18 protein-coding genes are annotated in these 22,175 nt (G+C 57.7%); 6 read left to right on the forward strand and 12 right to left on the reverse strand.

The window, feature by feature from the left end:
- Position 1: 1 nt before the first annotated feature.
- From IE127_RS10430 to IE127_RS10445, 4 genes are all read right to left on the reverse strand, one after another.
- Positions 2 to 907 carry an ABC transporter permease gene (locus IE127_RS10430; RefSeq protein ID WP_244640100.1) on the reverse strand — a complete coding sequence of 302 codons (906 nt, stop codon included), beginning with the start codon at positions 905 to 907 and terminating at the stop codon, positions 2 to 4.
- On the reverse strand, positions 891 to 1,922 hold the full coding sequence (locus IE127_RS10435; RefSeq protein WP_244640101.1) for an ABC transporter permease: 1,032 nt from the start codon (positions 1,920 to 1,922) through the stop codon (positions 891 to 893). Before IE127_RS10435 ends, IE127_RS10430 begins: the two co-directional genes overlap by 17 nt.
- A gap of 64 nt (positions 1,923 to 1,986) precedes the next feature.
- Positions 1,987 to 3,615, reverse strand: coding sequence for an ABC transporter substrate-binding protein (locus IE127_RS10440; RefSeq protein WP_189425612.1), 1,629 nt, complete (start codon positions 3,613 to 3,615; stop codon positions 1,987 to 1,989).
- Positions 3,616 to 3,956: 341 nt separating this feature from the next.
- The gene (locus IE127_RS10445) at positions 3,957 to 4,970 is read right to left on the reverse strand and encodes a LacI family DNA-binding transcriptional regulator (RefSeq protein ID WP_189425613.1); all 1,014 of its coding nucleotides are present in this window, start codon (positions 4,968 to 4,970) and stop codon (positions 3,957 to 3,959) included.
- A gap of 163 nt (positions 4,971 to 5,133) precedes the next feature.
- Between IE127_RS10445 and IE127_RS10450 the strand changes: the two genes are divergently transcribed.
- From IE127_RS10450 to IE127_RS10470, 5 genes are all read left to right on the forward strand, one after another.
- Positions 5,134 to 6,570, forward strand: a complete 1,437-nt coding sequence (locus tag IE127_RS10450) for an ABC transporter substrate-binding protein (RefSeq protein WP_189425614.1) — start codon at positions 5,134 to 5,136, stop codon at positions 6,568 to 6,570.
- Positions 6,571 to 6,578: 8 nt separating this feature from the next.
- Positions 6,579 to 7,517 (forward strand): carbohydrate ABC transporter permease, encoded by a 939-nt coding sequence (locus tag IE127_RS10455; RefSeq protein ID WP_189425615.1) that lies wholly within the window; start codon positions 6,579 to 6,581, stop codon positions 7,515 to 7,517.
- Positions 7,514 to 8,365, forward strand: coding sequence for a carbohydrate ABC transporter permease (locus tag IE127_RS10460; protein ID WP_189425616.1), 852 nt, complete (start codon positions 7,514 to 7,516; stop codon positions 8,363 to 8,365). Before IE127_RS10455 ends, IE127_RS10460 begins: the two co-directional genes overlap by 4 nt.
- A 26-nt stretch (positions 8,366 to 8,391) precedes the next feature.
- Positions 8,392 to 9,855 carry a sulfatase family protein gene (locus IE127_RS10465; protein ID WP_189425617.1) on the forward strand — a complete coding sequence of 488 codons (1,464 nt, stop codon included), beginning with the start codon at positions 8,392 to 8,394 and terminating at the stop codon, positions 9,853 to 9,855.
- Positions 9,856 to 10,017: 162 nt separating this feature from the next.
- Entirely contained in the window at positions 10,018 to 10,914 is an 897-nt protein-coding gene (locus tag IE127_RS10470) for a formylglycine-generating enzyme family protein (protein WP_244640103.1), read from the forward strand.
- 259 nt (positions 10,915 to 11,173) lie between these two features.
- On the opposite strand, the gene IE127_RS10475 is transcribed toward IE127_RS10470, so the two are convergent.
- The 3 genes from IE127_RS10475 to IE127_RS10485 all read right to left on the reverse strand — a co-directional run bounded on the left by IE127_RS10475 (position 11,174) and on the right by IE127_RS10485 (position 14,466).
- Entirely contained in the window at positions 11,174 to 12,547 is a 1,374-nt protein-coding gene (locus tag IE127_RS10475; protein WP_210310474.1) for a cytochrome P450, read from the reverse strand.
- A 235-nt stretch (positions 12,548 to 12,782) separates the two neighbouring features.
- Entirely contained in the window at positions 12,783 to 13,574 is a 792-nt protein-coding gene (locus IE127_RS10480; RefSeq protein WP_189425619.1) for a phytanoyl-CoA dioxygenase family protein, read from the reverse strand.
- A gap of 499 nt (positions 13,575 to 14,073) precedes the next feature.
- A complete protein-coding gene (locus IE127_RS10485) occupies positions 14,074 to 14,466 on the reverse strand; it encodes a helix-turn-helix domain-containing protein (RefSeq protein WP_189425620.1) in 393 nt (130 codons plus the stop codon).
- Here IE127_RS10485 and ybiA point away from each other — a divergent pair.
- On the forward strand, positions 14,456 to 14,965 hold the full coding sequence (gene ybiA, locus IE127_RS10490; protein WP_189425621.1) for a riboflavin biosynthesis intermediates N-glycosidase: 510 nt from the start codon (positions 14,456 to 14,458) through the stop codon (positions 14,963 to 14,965). The genes IE127_RS10485 and ybiA overlap by 11 nt on opposite strands.
- A gap of 2 nt (positions 14,966 to 14,967) precedes the next feature.
- On the opposite strand, the gene IE127_RS10495 is transcribed toward ybiA, so the two are convergent.
- From IE127_RS10495 to IE127_RS10515, 5 genes are read right to left on the reverse strand one after another with little or no spacing between them, the layout of a single operon-like run.
- A complete protein-coding gene (locus IE127_RS10495; RefSeq protein ID WP_189425622.1) occupies positions 14,968 to 15,882 on the reverse strand; it encodes a PfkB family carbohydrate kinase in 915 nt (304 codons plus the stop codon).
- A gap of 15 nt (positions 15,883 to 15,897) precedes the next feature.
- Positions 15,898 to 17,844: an HAD family hydrolase gene (locus IE127_RS10500; protein ID WP_189425623.1), complete on the reverse strand. Its 1,947-nt coding sequence runs from the start codon at positions 17,842 to 17,844 to the stop codon at positions 15,898 to 15,900.
- Positions 17,841 to 19,004, reverse strand: coding sequence for a hypothetical protein (locus IE127_RS10505; protein WP_189425624.1), 1,164 nt, complete (start codon positions 19,002 to 19,004; stop codon positions 17,841 to 17,843). Before IE127_RS10505 ends, IE127_RS10500 begins: the two co-directional genes overlap by 4 nt.
- The gene (locus IE127_RS10510; RefSeq protein WP_189425625.1) at positions 19,004 to 20,908 is read right to left on the reverse strand and encodes a hypothetical protein; all 1,905 of its coding nucleotides are present in this window, start codon (positions 20,906 to 20,908) and stop codon (positions 19,004 to 19,006) included. Before IE127_RS10510 ends, IE127_RS10505 begins: the two co-directional genes overlap by 1 nt.
- A gap of 5 nt (positions 20,909 to 20,913) precedes the next feature.
- Positions 20,914 to 22,038, reverse strand: a complete 1,125-nt coding sequence (locus IE127_RS10515; protein ID WP_244640105.1) for a phosphoribosyltransferase-like protein — start codon at positions 22,036 to 22,038, stop codon at positions 20,914 to 20,916.
- Positions 22,039 to 22,175 lie beyond the last annotated feature (137 nt).

The following is a 22,175-nucleotide window of genomic DNA, read 5'->3' on the forward strand; positions in this document are numbered from 1 at the left end:
ATCAGGCCGCGCTCCGCCGAGGGTCGAGCCGGCCCTCGAGCCAGTCGCCCATAAGGTTGAGACTGAAAATGGTGGTGGCCAGCACGAGACCAGGGCAGATGCTCATCCACCAGGCCCCCTGCACCAGGTAATTGGTCCCCTCGGCGACCATGACCCCGAGATCGGGAGTCGGCGGACGAATGCCGATACCGAGGAAGGACAAGACGGCGACATTGCCGACGGCAGCTGCGAGGTTGAGGCTCCCGTGAACGACGATGGGACTCAACGTATTGGGCATCAGGTGGCGGAAGACGATGGACATTTCGCTGGCACCCGAGCATCTCGCCGCATCGATATATTCGAGGTTCTTCTTGCGCAGCGTCTCGCCGCGAATGACGCGTGCGTAAATCGGAATGTTGATGAGGACGGTTACGACCACGATGCTCTCGACGCTGGGGCCCATGACCAGCACCAGAACCATGGCTACCAGCAGCAGCGGGAAAGACTGGATGATATCTACAAGGCGCATGACCAGATCATCAAACCAGCCGCCGATATAGCCGCAAACCAGCCCAATAATGGAGCCGATGAGGATAGCGCCGCTGACACCCGCCCCGGCGACTATGAAATCGATGCGCAGCGAAGTAACTGTGCGCGAGAACACGTCTCGACCGAAATGGTCGGTGCCCAGCCAGTGCTCAGCTGAGGGCGGCAACAGTGTGTCGGGCGTGGTGAGTAGCGGATCGTGCGTTACCAGCAGTGGACCGAAAGCAGCCACGAACACTAACACGGCGAGCAGAGCCATGCCGATCAGCCCCAGAAAATCCCCGCCGAACAGACCGAAATAAAACCGGTTCCACATGCTGCGCCGTGGCGGTGCGCCCGATGTCGCTGGAGCCGGCAGGAGGGCGCTATCTTGCATATTCATGACGGATCCGGGGGTCGATCAGTGCATAGGAGACATCGACCACCAGATTGGCGATGGCGACGCTGGATGCGATGAGCAGAATACAGGTCGAGACTGGAGCCATGTCGCTGGTTGTGATGGCAGTGACCGCGTAGCGGCCTAGTCCCGGCCAGGCGAAGACTGTCTCGACCACTGCGGCGCCGGCGAAAACATTGCCGACGATGAAGCCGAAGGTCGTCACGATCGGGACTAGCGCACCGCGAAACGCGTCGCCCAAAACCAATTGGCGCTGACGCAGGCCAAGTGCACGGCCAAAGGTGATGTAGTCCTCGCCTAAGGCCTCGCCCATGGCGGAGCGGGTAATGCGCACGATTGGTGAAATTACGCCGAGGCCTAGCACGAAAGCGGGCAGCATCAGCTGGCGCAGGGCAGCAAGAGCAGTATCCCAATGTCCGGTCAGCACCGCGTCGATTGTGAAGAAACCGGTAATGCCGGGCGGCGCAGTGTGCATCATCGAGAGCCTGCCGATCGGCGAGGGTACCAGCCGCAACTGGAAGTAAAGGAAGAAGATCAGCACTACCCCCAGCCAGAAGGCCGGGATCGACTGCGCCATCAGGTTGAATATGCGTATGATGTGGTCACTCAAGCGGCCGCGCCGAACGGCGGCCACGATGCCGAGTGGCAGGCCAACCAGCACGCCGAACAAGATACCGAAGGTGGCGAGTTCGAGAGTGGCTGGAACGCGCCTTGCCAGGTCCTCGCCCACGGAGTTGCCGGTGCCGAAGGACTGGCCGAAATCACCGCGAAACACCGATTCCATGTAGCGTGCATACTGAACGACTAGCGGCTGATCGAGCCCCATCTGGCGACGCATTTCCTCGCGCTGCTCGACAGTAATGTCAGGATAGCGGCTGGTTACGGGATCGGATGGCAGCAGGTAGGCCATGAAGAAGGCGATGGCGCTGACCCCGAGTAGCACAACAAGGCTGATAGCGATCCGTCGCATGATGTAGCTGAAGAATGGCGGCAGGCGCATCACGAGTACTCCCGGAAGAGCGGTCGCACCGGTACTCCGGTGCGACCTGCTCGGGTCAGAGATTTCAGACGCAGGGGCGCAGCCAGGAGAAGGCGATTGTTCCCCAGGGGAACTTGTTGACGTTGCACACCTCGCTGGAGACCGCGACATTCCAGTTGACCTGGTACAGAGGGGCCGCAAGATGCTCTCCGTTGAGGATTTCGAGCACCTCGTCCTGCAACTCCATGTATTCAGCTTCATTTTCCTGCGGGATCAGCAGAGCCGCCAGCACATTCTCGTCGAGAGTTTCGTTGGAATACTGGATATGATTTGTGGCGCTGTCGGTGCGGTACATCCAGTAGGCCCAGTACAAGAAGTCGTTCCACCACGGCCCCATGGAGTGGATGGAGACCTTAAGGTCGCGTTGGCCCCAGGCGATCTCGTCGAAGGCGTTCTGGGTCAGCGGCTGGATCTGCATGTCGAGCCCGATTTCGCGCAACGCATCCTGAATGATGATTCCAGCAGCCATATGGGTTGAGCCATCAATCACCGGCACGTCGAACGAAGGGACGTCGCCGGCATAGCTGCTTTCGGCGACAAGCGCCTTGGCCGCCTCGATGTCGGTGGCAAAATCCGGCTCGGCGACGTATCCCGGGGTGTTCACCCCAACGAGATTCTGGACCGGAGTACAGAATCCGGCGCAAACTTCGTTGACGAGACGCTGGTAGGGGATCGCTTTGATCACGGCTTCGCGGATCTTTGGATCATCGAAAGGCGCTGTGTCGGGCTTCCAGCGCAGCACAGCCACGTCCTGTTGGGAGGGAACGCTGAATACCTTGGCGTTGGGCGAGTTCTGGAGCACCGAATACTCGTTGGGTGTCAGGAAGCCGATCTGTGCTTCTCCGCTCTCGAGCAACAGCATGCGGGTCTGCGCCTCCGGCACGACGCGGAACAGCACCTCGGAGTAGTAGGGCTTGGCCGGGCCCCAATAGTCCTCGTTGGCAACTGCGACGATATATTCGCCACTCTGCTGTTCGCCGAGCATGTACGGGCCGGAGCCCATGGCATTTGTCTTGATCCAATCTACGCACCACTCGTCGCCTTCGGCGCGGCCGGCTTCACATGCCGCCTTGGACATCACGGTTAGCGACATGGAAGCGAAATTGCGCAGCGAATAGCGGCCTAGACCATCCGGGTAGGTGATCGCGAGCGTCTGCGGATCGACGACCTCCATCTGATCAACGGAGAAGATGCCGCCGGTCTCGATTTGGGTCGTGCCCCATCCCATGCGACCGACCAGAGCGCGCTCGATTGACCAGTAGACGTCCTCAGCCGTCACAGGCGAACCGTCCCAGAACCGGGCGTCGGGATTGAGATGGAATGTCAGGGTCTTGTTATCGTCTGAGATTTCCCACGATGAGGCGAGACGCGGCACGATGTTGGTCTGGTCGGCGATACCGGTCGCCGGATCGATCTCATAGGTGACGAGTGTGTCGAACATCTCCATGGCGAGCTGACCGACAAATGCCGAGGTGTTCTGCGGATCCAGCGTTGCTGGATATTCCTGGTGCAGGTAGATCAGCCGCGGACCGCTACCCACTTCCTCGGGGCTCAGCGGCTCAGGCGCAAATTCGCTCTGGGCCATACTCGGAGATGTAGCGGACGCAAGAAAAAACATGGCTGCAAGGCGCGGCAGGAAGCGAGTTCGAGACATTGCCATCCTCATCTGAATGAATGCGGACCGGGACATCTGTCGCCGTTCCATCGGGATGGCATAGTCTTGTGCGCTCTGATTTATTCCGCCAGCTCACCTTCGGCGCAATTGCCGATACGAACGTATCGAATGATCGTCGAGATTGCCCTGGTAACAAGCGATGAGATCTCCCGCCGGAATTCGCTAAACGCAGGCAAGTAAGATCTCAGGCAGTGGTGATAGCCTGCACCTAAAACTCGGCAATGTCCGGAGGGCGCCACCTTGCGAGTACCCAATAGCGGACGATGTCCAAGACCATCGCCTCGGCGAATTGTTCGCTCTAGGCCAAGGTTCTGCCTAAGTTAACGTTTGCTGCCTTTCGGCGAAACGAGAGATTCTCGCTCCACCAGTGGGCAAGCGAGCAGAGACTTTCCGGGAGGTACCCGCTGCTCTGCCCGATTGTACTTATCAATTAGGAACTCTACCGCTTGACGTCCCATCTGAGCATGGGGGACACGCACGGTCGTAAGAGGTGGCGAGAGAAATTGACCCATAGGATCGTCGTCGAAACCCACCACTGACATATCCAGTGGCAGAGACAGGCCGGCAGATTTCAGAGCTTCATAGGCACCGATGGCCATCTTGTCGCTGGCGCAAAAGATTGCCGTTGGAGGCCGGTCCAGCATGAGAAACCGCTCTGTCATACGCTGAGCGCCGCTGAGGGAAAAGTTTCCCTCTGCGACAAGGTCTTCATCAATTTCGAGTTGAGCGCTTTCCATCGCACGCCGATAGCCCTCGAATCGCTGGACAGCGGCTAACATGGAGCTTGTGCCGTTAATCACTGCTATGCGTCGATGTCCTGCAGCGATGAGACGTGTAGTCATATCATAGGCGCCCTCTTCGTGCCGTGGGATGAAAGATGTGACATTTGGATCGGCCGAAAAGCAGTTGAGCAGAACCACTGATGCCGTCCTCAGTTGCTTCGGGAGGGACACCTCTTTGGTATAAAAGGCGCCGTAGATAACTCCCACCAAACGCTGCGCGAACAACAGCTTGATGGCAGCTCGCTCCAGTTGGCTTTCTCCGTGGGTCGGCAAGACTGTCAAGACACAGTTGTTTTCCCATGCTGCGGCGCGCGCTGCCTCTATTGAAGACGTTGTTAGGGCGCTCGAAGTGATGTCGTCGATCAAGAAGCCGATCGTCCGGATGGATCCGCTGCCGACAGGTGACCGTCTCCAAACGTGGTAGCCGATCTCATCTGCTACCTGACGCACACGAGCTCGCGTATCGGCGTTGACCCTCACGCCTCCGGTGTCGTTCAGGACCAGAGAGACCGTCGCTTGCGACACGCCAGCACGTCGGGCAACTTCAGACATGGTGGCCCGTTTCGGCCGCCTCTTAAGCCCGTCCTCTGTCATCTTACCTCTTTGCATGGCCTGCAGTTCATCTAGCGATTGCTATGAAGTGCCACAAGCGCTACGCTTCAAGTAATAAATAACCCAATCGGGTAGGGTCATCGTAGCCTTGGAGGAGGAAACAATGAATTCGAGCAAACAGGTTAACGTCATAAACCGGCGCGAGCTCATGGCCGGAGTAGCGGCCATCACAGCGATGGCAGCTGTCATGGGCAGCAGATCAGCGCACGCACAGGAAGGAACTCTCGCCTGGTGGGACCACTTTCAGCCACTTGCCGAGTTGCATGAGCGGATGTGGGCCAACTATGCGGCTGAGAGCGGTGGCGTACCCGTAGAGCACACGGTCATGAACCCGTCGGACATGATGCAGTCCCTGCAACTCGCATTTCGAAGCGGGGAGGCGCCAGACGTTGCGTCCATTCCCGATAGTTTGGCGGTCATAAGCCAATTGCTCCGCGCTGGGCGCTTTGCTTCGCTCACCGATGCAGTGTCACTCGACAAACCAGTTCAGCGCGAAGCTCTGTTCGACGGTATGCACATCGTCGACGGAGAGGTTTATTCATTTCCGATCTTCTCGTTTCGCTGGCACACCACCGCCCTTTGGTTCCACAAGCAGATGTTAGAGGAGGCTGGTATGGATCCGGACGCCGGTCCTCGGGATTGGGACCAGATTGCAGCGGCGGCCCAGGCAACCACCGGAAATGGGCGATACGGGCTCTTGTTGCCTATTCAGTTCACTGGTCGCATGGAGGCTCACCTTGATGATCTGGCACAGATGGCGGGCGGGGTCGGTCCAATTGACTGGCGTACTGGGCAGTACACATTTGCCGGCGACCAGTATGTCGAGGCTCTAGAGTTCCTCCTGTCCTTTCAAGAGAACGGCACCCTTCATCCGGCCTCGTCATCACTTGATGCCCGGCAGGGTCGGGTACGGTGGGCTGCTGGTGAGGCAGCCATGTTCACGGATGGGCCGTGGAACAGCGGTTCACTGGCGTCAAACATGCCTGATGTGATCGATGGCATCGGCGTTGTGACAAATCCTATGCGGAGTGCCGGTAGCACGATGCAGGTCGGCCCAGCAGCCGGCACATTCTGGGTCACCGAGCAGTCTCAGATGCGCGAGCAGGCGAGTGAACTGCTCGCGATGATGACAACTGATGAGTATTACGTCGCTCTGGCTGAGCGCATGGATCAGCCCCCGCTGGACTTGAGCGCCGTTGAACGCGCCGATGTGCATGAGACCTACCGTACGATCGTGCGAGAGTATCCAGAGACCGTCAGGCTTGCTCCGGAGCCGCTCATCCGGAACCCGGACATAGCGCAGGTCTATGCGCAGATGCGCACCGTCAGTCCGGGACTCGGCGAGATCATCCAGGGTGCGTTTGCGGGGGCCGTGCCGGACATCCGTGCGACGTTGCAGGAGTATCAGGACGCAATGACCGCGGAACGTGATCGTGCTATTTCTGTAGCCCGGGAGAACGGCGCCCAAGTCAGTGTCGATGACTGGATTTTCGAAAACTGGGAGCAGGGCACCGACTTCGCTCCCGACCAGTACTCGTAGGTCTGAAGATGGCCCGCACTGCTCCCATGGGGAGCCGCACGCAGCTGGTCCAGCAGTTGTGGCGCGACCGCTATATCTATCTGTTCCTGTTGCCCAGCACTGCGCTCTTCGCGCTTTACACCCTGTGGCCGATTGGCGTCAGCATCTACTTTTCGATGCTGGACTGGAGTGGATTTGAGCAGGCGGGCCGTTTTATTGGTTTTGCCAACTATAAAGAGCTGGCGAATGATCGCCTGTTCTGGAACGCCTTCCGGAATACGGTGACGTTCATGGTTTTGGCAGTTCCGCTACGCGTGGGATTGGCACTCTTGCTAGCGATACTCCTCAACCAGGCCTTGCCATTCTCACGGGTCTTTCGAACGGCAATCTTTCTACCCGTCGTCACCACGGCCGCAATTCTCGGCGTTGTGATGCGGTTCATCCTCGATCCCACGAGCGGTCCGGTTAATCTCGCGCTGCTACAGAGCGGAATTCTTGATCAGCCCGTGAACTTTCTCGGGCAGTCGGGCGTGGCGCTTTACACGGCCGTCGGTGTCTGGGTCTGGAAGTGGCTCGGGATCACCCTGATCTACTGGCTTGCCGCGCTGCAAACCGTACCGAAAGATCTTTACGAAGCAGCACGGATCGATGGGGCCAGCGGGTGGCAGCGCATCGTGTACATTACATTGCCGCTGCTGACGCCATTCACCATTATCATCACGCTGATCACTGTCGTCGAGGCAACCAACGTTTTTGACTTGATGCTGACGCTGACAAATGGCGGTCCCTTCTACGCCACCGAAGTCATCGACATATTCGTCTACCGTCAGGCCTTCGCGTCGAACACGCCAAGGCTGGGATATGCGTCGGCGGCCTCGCTATTTTTCGGGATCTGCGTCATCGCGCTGGCACTCCTTCAGTTGATTATCCTGAGGCGAATTCGCCAGAAACCGGCGGAAACTGAATGAGTATTCGTAGATCGAGACCCCTTGGCCGGCGTCTTTCGGTGGTTCTGGCAGTGCTGGGATTGACCGCACTGTGCGCGCTTTGGATTTATCCGTTCCTGTGGCTGGTATCCGCCTCGTTCAAGGGCCCCCTGGAGATGTTCCAGAAGGGACTTAACCTGATGCCGGATGCCTTTGACTGGGGGAACTACACGCGGGCATGGCAGGACGGGGGCTTCAGCACCTACATGCTGAACACCTTCCTCGTCACATCCGGAACAGTGATCCTGGTGATCTTTCACTGCTCCCTCTCCGGTTACGTGCTCGGGCGCTACGAATTCATCGGCCGCAAAACCGTCATCGGCGTTCTCGCCGCGACATTCGTCATTCCGCTTGGCTTCACCATTATTCCGATCGTGGATCTCTCGCGGAACCTTGGGCTGCTCAATTCGCACGCCGGGATCATTCTTGCACTCGGTGGTAGCGGGCAGGCAGCTGCAATCCTGCTCTATGCCGGGTTCTTCAGCCGCATCCCCAAGGAAGTGGAAGAGGCCGCAATCGTTGACGGCGCCGGGTTCTTGCGCATCTTCTTTTCAATCATGCTGCCTCTCGCCGGTCCAGTAACGGCGACGGTTGCCGTGTTGTCGTTCCTAGCGGCTTGGAACAGCTTTCTGGTTCCGTTGGTCTTCACCTTCGGCAACCCGAACCTGCGCACGCTTGCAGTAGGAATGCTCGCCTTCGTCGGCACCAATGAGACCGACTGGTCGGGTATGGCGGCCGCAGCAACGCTTTCCCTGGTGCCGGTCGTTACCTTCTTCTTCCTCGTCCAGAAGTACTTCGTCGAAGGTGTAGCTGGCGCCATAAAATCATGAAGTCCAACCGAAAGATTGCTTGAACAATGACCCGCGCTCCGAACATCCTGTGGATCTGCACCGACCAGCAACGCTGGGACACGCTCGGGTGCTATGGCAACGAGTTTGTAAAGACACCAAGCATTGACCGCCTGGCGAAGGACGGCATGTTGTTCGAGCGAGCGTACTCGCAAAGTCCCGTCTGCACGCCGAGCCGCGCGAGCTTCCTGACGGGCCGCTATCCGCGGACAACAAGGACGCGGCAGAATGGGCAGGACATTCCGGCGGAAGAGCGCCTGATCTCAAGGGTGCTTGCCGACAGTGGCTACAATTGCGGCCTGGCCGGCAAGCTGCATCTTTCCACGTGTCACCCGTCGATCGCACCATTCACGGAGCGTCGCATCGATGACGGCTATTCAGAGTTTCACTGGTCGCACCACCCCTCGCCGCCGCTTCAGCGCGGAAAGGGTAACAACTGGCCAGCCAACGAGTACGATCTGTGGCTGCGAGAGAAGGGCACCGAGTATCAACGTGCGCCCTATGAGGGTTCACCGCACGTGCATGTGGGGCCGCCAGCCGAGGATCACCAAACGACCTGGTGCGCACAGAAGGCGATCACCTTCATGGAAGCGAATGCGAATCTGGATCATTCTTGGATGTTCTCCGTCAACATGTTCGATCCGCACCATCCATTTGATCCGCCGCTCGAGTACCTTCAACCGTATCTCGACAAGCTCGACGAAATCCCGCTTCCAAACTACGAAGCCGGAGAACTCGACAATAAACCTACTGTGCAGAAAATCGACCACGAGGGAGCCTATGGCGGCCGTGCTGGCTTTGAGTATGAAAAGATGTCGGATCGCGATCACCGGCTGGTGAAGGCCGCGTACTGGGCAATGTGCGATTTGATCGACGCGCAGGTCGGACGCATGCTTGAGGCTCTGGAGCGGACGGGACAGCGCGAAAATACAATCGTCATCTTCATGTCCGATCACGGCGAGATGCTTGGCGACCATGGTATCTACCTCAAAGGCTCGTACTTTTACGAGGAGGCGGTGCATGTGCCGCTGATCATCGCCGGCCCCGGTATCCAGATAGGAGTGCGCAATAAGGATCTGATGGAACTGGTAGATATTGCGCCGACCCTCCTTGGTGCCGCTGGCATCGACCGAGAACCCGGCATGCAAGGCCGCTCTTTCCTGCCTTTGCTGCGCGGCGAGGCCTTCAAAGCTCGGGAGGACGTCTATTGCGAGTACTACAACGCTATGCCGTGGCACCCCAAAGACGTGAACCCGCAGGCGACGATGGTGCGCACTGACAGGTTGAAAATGGTAGTCGTTCACGGACACGACGAAGGCGAACTATACGATCTGGTTGAGGATCCGCAGGAGCGTCACAACCTCTGGGGGGACCCGAAGCGTGAAGGGGACAAACTCGCGCTCTACAGGCGTCTCGTCGACCGGATGGCATGGACCGTCGACCCGCTGCCGCAGCGTCGAGCCGATTTCTAGCGGCATGTCTTTAGCTGTAACGATATGGCGGCGATAAGCAGAAAAGCAGTCGGCAAATGCTTCGCCGCTACTCGTTTTTTGGTTGGATAGTGATACATGGCGTGCTGCAGCCCTACACGTAAAATCAATGAGTTGTCGTCCAGCGGTTTGGCACCGGTAGCAATGCCTCCGGCAACAGGCACGGCCGACAGCGCTATCCACGTAGTTGGCGGCAAGAGCTTTGTCGGCACAAATGCTCCGGTAGTTCTCGTTGACGGAGAGGGGCCGGAGCGGGCTGTGACCTTGTACGATTTTGCGCTAGAAGCAACCACGGTCACCAACGCGCGCTTCGCCGGTTTCGCAGCTGCCACTGGTTATGTCACAGAGGCTGAACGATTTGGCTGGTCTGCGGTATTTAGCAACGAGCGAGAGAGCGTCGATCGTTCTGCAGATAGCGGATCGCACTTGCCCTGGTGGCAACAGATCGAGGGCGCGAGCTGGCGTCATCCGGAAGGGCCGGGCTCTTCCTTAAATGGTAGGATGGACCATCCGGTAGTCCAAGTCTCCTGGAATGATGCGTACGCCTTCGCCCGGTGGGTTGGTGGCCGCTTGCCGAGCGAAGCAGAATGGGAGCATGCAGCGCGTGGTGGTCCGGTGCGCAAGCGCTTTCCTTGGGGCGACGACGAGCCCGATGACGCTAACATCTTTTGCAACATTTGGCAGGGCAGGTTTCCGGATCTGAATACGGAGAGAGACGGTTACGCTCTCACCGCACCGGTAAGGAGCTTCGAGCCCAATGCGCTGGGCTTTTACTGCATGAGCGGCAATGTCTGGGAATGGACGCACGATGCGTTTCGTGTGCGCTCGATCTCCAAGCTCGCGAAGCAGAGAAACGCGCGCGCCCTACAAGGCGAGGAAAAGGTCCTCAAGGGCGGATCCTTCTTGTGCCACTTCTCCTATTGTTACCGCTATCGCATCGCCGCGCGCATGGCGATGACTCCTGATAGCGCCGGCTCAAATACAGGATTTCGTGTGGCTTACGACCTGCCTGCGCAGGTTCACGAGCCCGCTAGTGGCTAAGGTCTATTCAGACTTTTCCACGGCGACGGAACGAGACACTGGATACGAGGGCCAGTGATGCGTTGCATGCGGTCGTTGGCGTAGTGCGATCCTTGAGGCTCTAGGAGCACAATCCGATACGCCGCGTCCCCAAGAGTCGCGTGCATCTTTCGAGCTTAGCTTCGAAGGGATGCCGGGAAAAGCGTTCCAACCACGTGAAAAGCTGTCATTCCTGGGCAAAAAAAAGTCTGAATGTCGATAAACTCTAGTGGGGCGCAACTCACCTTTGTCGGGGTCTCACACTCAGGTTAATCCCAGTATCGGGGCGCACGGTCATCAGCATGGTCGGGGTAGGTAAGGCGAGGGGGCCTTGAGCAAACCTGAATCGCGACAGCAAGGTCCCTAAGATTATCTGGGCTTGCATCATTGCAAAGTTGGCACCGACGCAGACGCGCGGGCCTGCGCCAAAGGGCAGATAGGCGTAGCTGTCCCTAGCCTTGACCTGCTCTGGCAGGAAGCGGTCAGGGTTGAAGGTATTGGGATTGTCCCACAGCGTTGCGTGGCGATGCAGCGCATAAAGCGGCAGGAAAATCACATCCTTAGCATGAATATCGCGACCACCCAGCTGGTCACGGATGAGCACTTCGCGCGCTAGCATTCCCACCGGTGGATAGAGCCGCATGGTTTCCTGAAGGATGCGCCGGCCGAGTGGCATAGACTCAAGATCACCGAGGCTGGCTGGCTGATCGCCAAGAACGCTGCGGGCCTCGGCATGCGCTTCTTCCTGGATTTCTGGATAGAGCGCTAGTAGCTGCAGGGCCCAACTGAGCGCCAGCGCCGTTGTTTCGTGGCCCGCTACGATGAAGAACTGCATGTTGTGCAGCACATCTTGTGCCGACATCGTGCGTCCCGTCTCAGGATCCGTGGCCTTGAGCATGAAATCGAGCAGATCATCAGCCTGGCCGGTCGCCTGCGCGCGGCGCGCATCAATGGCCTTGTCTACCATGTCGTGCATTGTATGCACTGCACCATAGCCCAGCAGCTCCCCGGGCCGCGGGAACCAGCTCGGAACGCGCAAAAAGTCGAGAAGCGACGCTTTTCCGGCGGTTTCGAAATAGCGAACAATGGCAGCGCCATAGACCTTGGCATCAAAATGCTCCCGGCCCGATAAGGCGACCTCGCATATGACATCGAAGGTGGCGGTGAGCATTTCAGCCACCAACTCAGCTTGCGGCCCGGCCGCGTGTAGCCTCTGCGACGCCCGCTCAGCAGTGGCCGTCATCACCGGTGCGAGTGATGTTACATTGCGCCGCGCAAAAACCGGCGCGACGGCGCGACGTTGCCAGCGCCACTCGGCGCCTTCGGCAGTGAATAGACTATTGCCGATTGCCGGGCGCAGCATTCGCACCATGACCTCTGACTTGGGATAGTTGGCGGCATTGTCGAGATAGATGCGCCGCAGCGAGGCCGGGTCCTGCACCATGTGCCAGCGGGCACCTCCCATGCGTCCCGACACAATTGGTTGCTGATAAGCAATGGAAGGAATGATCTCGAGCACGTTACGGCGAGCCGCGCGCACCGACTGGAGGATAGACAAGGGCTTGCGATGAGGCTCAACATGGGGCGGCTGCATCTGCAGATCAGTTTGGGGCAAAACCTTTGTCCTCGCTTCTGCGTAGCCAGACCTACCCCATGAGTTTGCTGATCCAAAACCACACTTGAGTGATTGCTCCTTCAGCTAACAACTCAGCTGTTACACCGTTCAGATCCGGCAGCAACGCGCCCATTTGGGTGGAAAGGCGACGGTCGGCTTTCGGCGAGTGGCCGGGCCTCAGCGGACACTTATTAGACATCGGGAGCCCGGAACGGTTGTGTCCCGGGCTCCAAGGTTAGAGCGCCATCCCAATGGCCCTGCGGATGGCTATTTGCACCGCCGAGGGTGGCAGCGACGGGTCGAACTCACCCGTCGGCAGAAGCGCGGGCTGAGCCATGAACCGGGGCTCAGATCCGCTATGCGGCTGAGCGGAGTGGACCAGGAAAGGGTGGCAAAGATAGACCGTCCCGGCTTCCCCGGTAGCCAGCACTACTTCGCAGTCGGCTGTCGAAGCGAATCCATCAGCGGCCAACTCGCCAAGCGTGAGACCGCCCGGTCCGGCCGGCAGTAACTGCCTGGCGATGGCGCTGTGCGACCCACTTCTGATTTTGGTCGGCGCATCCATTTTCCCGATATCGGAGAAAAGGAATAGCATGAGAAGGGCACGGCCACTGCTTTTCACGTTGACCCGCCACTGCATGAAGTCGGGGTTATCGGTACCGAAGCTGGCATCAACGTGCCATCCAGCATCACCCGGATCGTTTGGCGACGGAAAACGCACAGGGAAAGTGCCCAAGCCATTGGGCCTCAACCACCGGCCTTCGCCTACCAGGGCATCGTACGATGCGTGCAAGAGCGGGGTGTTGGCGGCGTCGACGAAAGGTTTGTCTGTCATGAAGCCCAAGCGGACAACAGGCTGTTTCCATGTCTCTGGCGCGTCTGGAGAAAGCCCCACGGCATTCCAAAGCTGGTCCCGCCCTTTTGCGGCAAGGTCGCCATCGAAGGCACCGTCTAGTTTGATATATCCATGTTCAATGAAGTGCGAGATCTGAGCTTCGCTCAGATCGGAGTTACGAGGTTCCGACATTCAAAAAATTCTCCGCACGGCCTCCACGGAGGACAGGCCGTTATGATCTCAAAAGGCGCCAGGGTGCACGACGACACTGGGTCGTCAGATCAGCGGAAAGAATGTGGACTTAAACATCATGGTGGCGGGTGTTTAGCAGTGGGGCTTTTTCCCGGCAAGAGCTTGAGTTCTGAAACTTGGCGGCCAAGCGAGCGATTTCCGCTTTTCTGAAATCGTTGGAAGCCATCCTTTGACCGAAATGGGGTCGAGTTCTGCCGGTCAGCAACGCGCCCATTCCGGCCGTTCCCCGATTTATTTCCCGAAGCTAAAAGCGGACACCCGCCTTGCACGAGCGGGTCGGCATTATCGCAGCAGACGGCCGGGGCATGATTTTGGTTGCTTTCGGTTCTGTCGACGACCGAGTGAGGGCGGCAGTAGACTGCCATGCCGGGATTTACATTTCTCCAACCTTCCCTAAGTCTTTCACCGGGCTGATGATGATCTATTAAGGGCTTTGCTGTCAGGAACCGTCCCTGACATCGCGGATGCTGTGAAGCATTTTGACGATGCGATCAGCATCCTCGTGTGTCCGGTTCCAAAGCGAAAGCACGCCGCGGGTCAAGCGTCGTTCATCCTCGTCTTGAAGGGCGTCAGGCAAGGGCGAAATATGCAGCTTATTGCAAATTTGCCAGACGCTGCCACTGATTACGATGAACTGGCCTTTGCAGATTTTGAAAACCTGACTGTAGTCAACGCCGGTCCTGGTAGCCAGCTCAGGAAGGGTTAGGCCGCGATCGATGCGTGCTGCATCGATCCGTTGTCCAATGGCCTTTGCCTCTGCTTCGTTGACTTTCATGCAAATTTGCATATTGATAGATGATGAAAAAAGCAAGGTGGTCGGCATGAGTGACATTGGAGAAATCCGGTTCTATCGGGCAAGCGAGAAGCCCTACGGCGCCTTCAGCAATTTGTTCCGCAGAGAAATCCAGTTCGAGGGTGAGACCTTCAAGACCTCGGAACATGCCTATCAGGCAGGGAAGGCCCGGAAAGCTGAAGTTCGCGCCTGGCTCATGCAAGCGCCCTCTCCGGCGCTTCTGGCTATGGCGGCGCACGGACTCTATTACTGGGATGTCGCCCCGGGATGGTCGAAAGCTAAATACGGCCGCATGCGCCGCGTGCTGGCGGCCAAGTTCGAACAACATGCAGATTTGAAAGAGTTGCTTCTCTCAACCGGCGAGGCGCGTCTCGTGGAGTCCGCCACCGTCGACAACGAGGTCAATCGACTCTGGGGTGAAGTAAACGGCGTTGGCCAAAATATGCTCGGCCAGATGCTTATGGAGCTGCGGACCGCGCTCAGGTCAGGGATCGACATTGCCGACGGCTGGCCAGCACCTATGGAAGCTGCGGAATAGTCTTAATGTCGGGTATCAAGCGCTTGCCTTGCGGCAGCTGCACCCAACTCTCGAAACAGGCCGCGCGCGCCGACGAATCCGCAGTTTGCTGAGGCGAGGCTTTGTCCCGCGCGCGCTCCTGCGACGACATGCTCCAGCGACAGTGTTGCCGCTGTAGCCGCAGCGCCAAGAAGGCGATCGATCAGGCCAACGCTCACCATGTCGCCCGAACCGCAGGTGTCTAAAACCCTTGGGGCCGTTATGGCCGAACACGAAACTTCATAGTTGCCATGTACGACCTCGAGGCCGCGCTCGCCATGCGTGACCATGCCAAAAATCTGCATTTCCGACAAATGTGGCCTTAGCACATGGCCAAGCCGTTCCTCCGAGAACTTGATGATCGATGTGTAGCGAAGCGCCTGGCGAAACAAGGCTTCATCACTAACAGCCGAGGGCTCGAAATACACAATACCGCCGGCTTCTGCAGTCGCCCTCATTGCTTCGACGATCGCAGGGCTAATCCGATCAGAGTAAAATACCGCGCAGTTTTCGACAATCGGACGCGCGGCGTCGAGTTCACTCAGCTCGATCGGACGGTACGCGGGAAACCGAGTGCTGGTGTCAGGGCAGGTGAAACTGAAGTGGTGTTCGCCCGTAGTCGCATCGAGGAACTGCACAAGGACCGGCGACAGCCGGCCAGCGTGACGCGTTATGTATCGCGTGTCCGCCCCGACCGACTCGAACTCGTGGACCATTTCAAAACCAGTAGCGTCGTCACCAAGTGAAAGAATGGGGACCACGCTGCGGTTCAGCATTGCCAACGACCAGAGAACGTTCGCACAGGATCCACCGAGCGACTCCTGTTGCTTGCTGCCGCGTTCATAAAGTCGATCAATAACCGCAAAACCCGATCCGGCAACGTCAACGCTGGTTTTCACGATTTGCCCCCGCACCTAGCCTTCAGACGTCGCACCTGCACTGATAAGTCGGTCAATGTCCAACTGGAATACGCCGTTTCGCACCACATTGCTCGCGCGAAGTATCGCCAACAATGCTTCTGGACCTCTTAAGTTCGAGCCGAAAAGTGACCAGCAGCCATTTGGGCGGTGGCAAACACGATCGACGCTAATCCCGAACTCGTGCCCCAAGAGCTCGAAGTCGTTGCCCATGTGGTGCCCACTGTCCCCAATCCTGAGAGCCGTCACGCTCCTCGATAGTTTGGAAGACATGTATCCGAGCACATTGAGCTTGGTGCTGCCAGCGAGCACGATATCGATAGAGTGCATAGACATCGCAAACCTGATCTCGCCTGACTCCATGAGCGGCGATTTTTTGAGTTCAGTCAGGAAGTTAGCAAGGTCTGCGACACGATCGGTATCAATAGACACCTGAACCGAGCTGCGACGCCCGTCAGAGTGCAGGATGCCAGGATGTCGATCAAGCCATTCATACACGGCTTGCATAATGGGCGACACGGGCGGGGGCTCTTCGGAAATGTTAACGTCCAGGGTGCGCACAACCCCCCCGTTGTAATATCCCATGATCACAGCTCGGTGCTGATCTGGGGGAAGCACGTCACGAAGCATTTCACCGGCCGAGCCTCCTCGACCCGTGGCGATGCCGATCATCACGCCTCCGCCAATCAGGCGAGACAATTCGTTGATGATTGCAGGAGCAGGAGGCGATAGCCGTTCGTCGGTGGTGACGATCGTGCCATCATAGTCCATCACCAAGGCGTCGAACTCGGCGCCCCTCAAAGCTTCCAAAACGCTGACGTAGCTCTCGATTACATCGGTCGGTGGGGTTTCTTGTCGATCGCTGATGCGATGCGCTGAAAGTTTATGGCGAACTGGAGCAACAAGCTTGGTGCTAAGACGTCGCAGGCCGGCGGCCTCGTAAATCGGCTTGGCGAAAGCGCCATGGCCAGGCTTGCCGGGATCTACCCCCTGCCGGTTGCCCAACGCTTCAACTACCAAGAGTGCATCGACCATGGTCATCGCAGCTTCGATCCTTCCCCCGTCCGATATCTGGATCGTTTGGCGCCGGATCGTTGCCGGCAGTTTCTCACTTATCTCGGACCAGATATCTGCGGACACCTTGCTGGTTAGAGCCAGGACGAAACTGCTGTCGCCCCTTTGAGCCAACCAGACATGTCTGCCATGAGCGAAGTTTCGGAAGTCGGTTCTTTGCACGGGATGGAGTGCGGCCTCCCATAGGGACGTCTCGATTGTAACGGCGGCGGCGTCTAATTGGGGATCGGTAAGCAGAAGGATTGTATCCGTCGGTCTCACCTCGTCCAGCCTCCTGCGGAGCGAGGTACGGGCGTCTGGCAAAAGCCGACGCTGAAGCTTTTCTTGCAAAAGCGCAGGAATGTCGCGCGAGTGGACACCATGCACCGCACGTTCCGTAGCAGTGACCAACGCCGCGACAACTGCCCAAAGTGAATGGGTCGATAGAAAACCGTCCTTTTCGTCCGCGACGGCGACGTAGTGGCCGGAAAAATTCTCGCGACCAATGAGGCGTCTAAGAGCTGCCGCTTCGGGATTGCTGGTGACAACATGGATTTGAGCAGCATTGCGCAGGATGGCGGCATCGACTGCTGCGAGGATGTCAGGATTATTCCCGCGACCAGTAAACAGCCACACTGCAATGGAGCTCAGATCCTCGTGTCCCAAAACGAATTCCATCGGGGTCTGAAGGGCGCTGGTTTTGTCCGAAACATCGCGGCGACACCTATTAAAGAACGCTGCGCTCGCCAATGAGCCGCCGGACCCGACAGCAATCGAGGGAATGTGCCTTCCTGCGCTCAGGGCCTGCGCCAAACTCAAAGTTGTTTGGTCGGCCACCAGCTCAGTAGTCTTCGAAAGACCGTCTAGCTTCTGGCTTAGAACATTGGTCACAGAAGCGCCTTCTGTTCACTCAGATCAACCTCAGCGTCAGAGGTAGTTTCCGGCTCGGGTTTGCTGAATTGAGCTGCAAAGCCATCGTAGACAGGACCATCCAGCCAAACATGGACAAGCTTCAGGTCAGTGGGGCCTTGATTAAAGTCTGGCGCCTCCATCTCGTAGCGCAGCGCCTCGACATAATGAACTGCCAGGTCATGTTTGATGGCAGCCATCATTGCGCCTGCTGCCATCACCTTGCTGCCGATCGGCGAGAGGATTATTTGAGATTCGTAGACGCCTGCCACCGTCTTATCGTAGCGGGCCTTCAACGTTTCGATTGTCCGGAATGTATCGAGCGGATTTCGCTCGGAAACGTACATGAAATCGCGGTTGTTGACGTTCCAGAGTTCGCGGATTTCCTCTCCGTACTCCGCGATAAGCTCGTCGGCTCGGCGTGGGTCACTGGCCGGAAATGGCAAGATCGGGCACACCTTGTATAGCTCGTCAAAGCTAGCATGGATCTTGCGAAAGGCTGCGTTACGTTTTTTTGCCAGTTGGGGCAGCCAAATCCTGGCCACGCGACGTTCAGAGTCATCCGGCAGGGCGCCGGTAAACCCGCGCACTGCCTGCGGCCGTGCCGCAGGCTCACCCACAATGCCGCCGTCTAGCTCCGGGTTCGAGGTCACCATGATATGCAAGTTGAGGTCACTGCGCCGTTCTGACCAACCCAGAAGTATGCGGGCCGCTGGATATGAAATGCCCAATGACAGCGCGCTCATATCGAGGACGATGTCAGTAACATCGGCCGGTAGCGCGAAGCGCCGAAGCCGTTCGCTTATCTTGGTCCCACCGACAGGTGCGCTATCTTCTGGATCGAAGATGTCGATCGGCCAGATTTCCAAGTTCTCGATACGATCCCGGAGCGCTCCTTCGTTCTGGTCAGCTGCATCTCGCAACGCTTGTATCGCCTCGCCTCGTTCCTCACGCACTAAGATCGCCTGGAGCCGTTGCCCCATAGTTTCGGCCAGAGCCGACGGGATCGTTTGTGTCCGAGGGTCGAAACCAGCGCCGGCCAACAGGACGCATTTACAATCGACCCGCGCAAAATAGTCCGAGATGAAACGCGATACGTCGCTATTGAAGTGCGTAATGCAATTTCCCCAGTGCTCACGCATCAGTCAGCCTCACCCAGAATTTGATTGAGATCTTCGACCGTTCTTTCGAGGAAGTTGCCTCGGCTGAGATCGAGCCCGTTCGCCAAGCAGACCGGGCCGGACAATTCAAGCAGACACCACTGCTTTCCGCCTTGTCCATAGTCTCTGACCGCGCTCAATGCGCCGTAAGCAATGGCGTATTTCAAGACCACCGGAAGCTCGGTGTCGGAATGCAGCAATTGCTTCATCTCAGACTCCAAAATGCCGATGGTGTTGGCGCCGCCGCCTAACGGCGCATTTGGCTGCATCGCATTCTCGCGGCAGTCCGCAACAAATCTATCGATCAATGCCCTGACCCGCTTGGAATATGGGAATGACCACTTAGCGATAATCTCACTCGCCCTTTCAGTAAGTGCATCTTGTTGCTGGGCCGGCGTCAGCGTCGTTTCCTGGTTTCGGATGACCTTGGTTTCCATGCGTGCAACCAGTGAGCCTGCCAACTGCAGAAAAAGCTCCGCATTTTCCCCGCTCGCGTTGCACAGGTCTTCCATTCCAAAGTGGAGCGGTCTTCCGTAATCGTGATGCAGGTGCACCCTGGCGGCGTCGACGATCTGCGATTTTGCTTTGACGGGTACATTCGGTTCTGGGTCGTCGAACAGCGACATCGTTGTTCCCGCAACCCTTCCAGCATGCCGGTGCATCAGGATGCGCAACATCGCCTCTTCCACGTCGGGGGTAAGGTCCGCTTTGGTGGAGCCCTTCGCGTATCGTTTGACTACTTTGCGGATATGCTCGCGGCGCGAAGACGTGATCTCGAGCGCCTTCTGCTCACGGTCGATTACGGAGGCCAGTTTTTGGCGGTTGTTCTGGGTGAGCAAGGGTGGCTCCTTGCTCAACAATGGTGAAAAGGCCTGGTAACCGCGTTCTTGAAGCGGTTCCACGTATCGAAGGTACCGGTTCGCCATATCGGTCGCCATCTTGCGAAACTGCCGCCGCTCTCCGGTGCGATTGGCCGCGCTTTCCATCACGATGTCGAAGTAGTCTCTGTCGTACTTCAGGCCTGGGAGGGCGCTTTCGTCAGGCGAACGAAACACCGCGTTTGGGCTGAGGGCGTCCATCCGCATCATCATCCAGCGCCCAACGCGAATTTCCCGGCGAGCCAGCGCGTGCATCAGCGCTGCATATTGCTCGGGGTGCAGGTTATGAACGTCGTCGAGGATGACTAACGGCCGAAGTGATATCCGTGAGCTTTTCCACGTAACCTCAAAGCTTTGGATGGCTTCAAAAGGCTGGTACGGGCTCTGCGCTGTTGATGGGATGTCGGCGAGGTCAGGTGGGAGCAAGCTTGCGCCGACTGAATAGACGGCGCGTTCGACCTCTCTTGCTCGGTCTCTAATCGCAACGCTGGACAGTCCCCCGATCTGGTCAACTTGTGCGTCGGCGCCCTGACGGGCGATCACGGTGATATCCTCAAGTTCACGATATTTGTTGGCGGTAAGCGTGCGTAACCAACCCAGCATTGCCCTCGCTTGGATGAGCGAAAGCATCAGTTTCGTTTTGACGCCATCCTCATAGGGAAGCTCCCAGAAGTCTCGGTACTCGGACTCCATCGGTAAACGGACCGAGACCACCTTTGGGTCAACGCCGTCAGCGAAATGGATATCGGTAAGTGCCGCGGCCAAGGCCCGGGTTTCATCAGAACTTTGGTCGCGTAAAATGGCCTCGACCAACCGATACTCGACGATGGACGCCATCATCGTCTTGCCTGTTCCGGGGCTGCCGATAATGCGTACGGGCAGGTCGAGAATGTCGTTGACCTTAGGGTGTCTGGCGATAAACGTCTTCAGCGGTTCGGGACTCGTGATGTGAAGGAAAGCGCTGGTATCACGCAGATATTCTGTCGCGCGTCGAAGGAATGGGTTCATTTAGTTCATCCGTGGCGGTCGCGGCGGCGGAACAATGGCTGCATGGAGTGGCCGGGTGTCCCAGGTGTCTCCGCCCAAAGCAATGCAATGCTGTTGTTGGGTGTGTTGTGATCCAAGATTAGCGGCAGGGCGCAGTTGGCATATCCGTACCGTACGGAGTCGATACCAGATTCGGCGAGATGCTCTTTGAGCCGCTCGTCCAGCGCTGCGTCCTGATACTTGGCACATAGAGCCAAAATCGCCTCGTCGCGCGGCAATTGTAATTGCAAGGAAGGCGGCAGCAGCGTTCCTTCCGTCACGATGACGTTTCGATCAAAGGTTGGGTTTTTCCAGCTACCCTTCGCTTTTTCAAGCAGTTCATCCAGTTTTCGCCTGGCTTGGTCGGTCGAAACGTAGTGATGAATATGCAGCGAGTAGTTCTCGACCAGCGGAACATTGATGCTCGTGCGAGCTTCCCTGACGCGGCGATCAAATTTTTCCAGCTTTCCTTTCCACTTCCCATCTCGCCGCCGCAAAAACGTTGTGCCTGACGCGGTAAAATCTTCGATGAGATAAACGCTTTCGAACTTGGCGCCTTCCCCTTCCGACTCCGCCAGCTTCTTACCAAGATCGAGCCACTTCTCGTCGTCGATATTGAGCGTTGGCAAAACCTGCTCAGTGCTCATCTTGCCGGCGTTTGCTCTACGCAGAATGTCGATCCTGCTCCCATCGCTCATACCGACAAAAAGGGTACGCCGAAGCTTGTGAGAAAACAGACGAGCAGCCTCCGGGGTCTGCCACACTTCGTACGGCTTGATCCCAAGGTCGTGAGCGACTTCAGCACGCAAGTAGGGAGTGACCACCTCCGACATAAAGATTTCGATGAGGCACTGCAGCTCGGCTGGCGAAATGTACACGAGCCTGGTCTTGAAAAACTGATATGCGCCTTCTCGCTCGCTGGGCTCAAATTGCTTGAGCCAGACCGCAAGGCTTTCAATAAACCGTACTCCGGCGCGGAAGTCGGAATACCCATCATACTTGATGGACGACATCATCCGCAGCCACGCATACTCGCTAGTTGCCGGGCTGCTTAGATTTTCATCCCAACCCATCACCTCGGCAATCAGATCTAATGCCATATCAGTGGCCAAGCACGTCTCCTCCCTTGAGATTACCTCTATGCACCTTCCGTGTCGCCCAGTATTGGAGCAGGGCGCAATAGTCACTCATCGCTGTTTTTTCGAGATTCTTGAAGGGGTCCCAAGCGCGATGGGCCGGGTCTGGAGTT

The organism is Devosia pacifica (assembly GCF_014652635.1).
GTDB lineage: Bacteria > Pseudomonadota > Alphaproteobacteria > Rhizobiales > Devosiaceae > Devosia > Devosia pacifica.

Excerpts from the sequence above, each read along its gene's own strand:
- IE127_RS10430 (WP_244640100.1), bottom strand. The coding sequence starts at position 907 with ATGAATATGCAAGATAGCGCCCTCCTGCCGGCTCCAGCGACATCGGGC.
- IE127_RS10435 (WP_244640101.1), bottom strand. The coding sequence starts at position 1,922 with ATGCGCCTGCCGCCATTCTTCAGCTACATCATGCGACGGATCGCTATC.
- IE127_RS10440 (WP_189425612.1), bottom strand. The coding sequence starts at position 3,615 with ATGTCTCGAACTCGCTTCCTGCCGCGCCTTGCAGCCATGTTTTTTCTT.
- IE127_RS10445 (WP_189425613.1), bottom strand. The coding sequence starts at position 4,970 with ATGTCTGAAGTTGCCCGACGTGCTGGCGTGTCGCAAGCGACGGTCTCT.
- IE127_RS10450 (WP_189425614.1), top strand. The coding sequence starts at position 5,134 with ATGAATTCGAGCAAACAGGTTAACGTCATAAACCGGCGCGAGCTCATG.
- IE127_RS10455 (WP_189425615.1), top strand. The coding sequence starts at position 6,579 with ATGGCCCGCACTGCTCCCATGGGGAGCCGCACGCAGCTGGTCCAGCAG.
- IE127_RS10460 (WP_189425616.1), top strand. The coding sequence starts at position 7,514 with ATGAGTATTCGTAGATCGAGACCCCTTGGCCGGCGTCTTTCGGTGGTT.
- IE127_RS10465 (WP_189425617.1), top strand. The coding sequence starts at position 8,392 with ATGACCCGCGCTCCGAACATCCTGTGGATCTGCACCGACCAGCAACGC.
- IE127_RS10470 (WP_244640103.1), top strand. The coding sequence starts at position 10,018 with ATGCCTCCGGCAACAGGCACGGCCGACAGCGCTATCCACGTAGTTGGC.
- IE127_RS10480 (WP_189425619.1), bottom strand. The coding sequence starts at position 13,574 with ATGTCGGAACCTCGTAACTCCGATCTGAGCGAAGCTCAGATCTCGCAC.
- ybiA (WP_189425621.1), top strand. The coding sequence starts at position 14,456 with ATGAGTGACATTGGAGAAATCCGGTTCTATCGGGCAAGCGAGAAGCCC.
- IE127_RS10485 (WP_189425620.1), bottom strand. The coding sequence starts at position 14,466 with ATGTCACTCATGCCGACCACCTTGCTTTTTTCATCATCTATCAATATG.
- IE127_RS10505 (WP_189425624.1), bottom strand. The coding sequence starts at position 19,004 with ATGCGTGAGCACTGGGGAAATTGCATTACGCACTTCAATAGCGACGTA.
- IE127_RS10510 (WP_189425625.1), bottom strand. The coding sequence starts at position 20,908 with ATGAACCCATTCCTTCGACGCGCGACAGAATATCTGCGTGATACCAGC.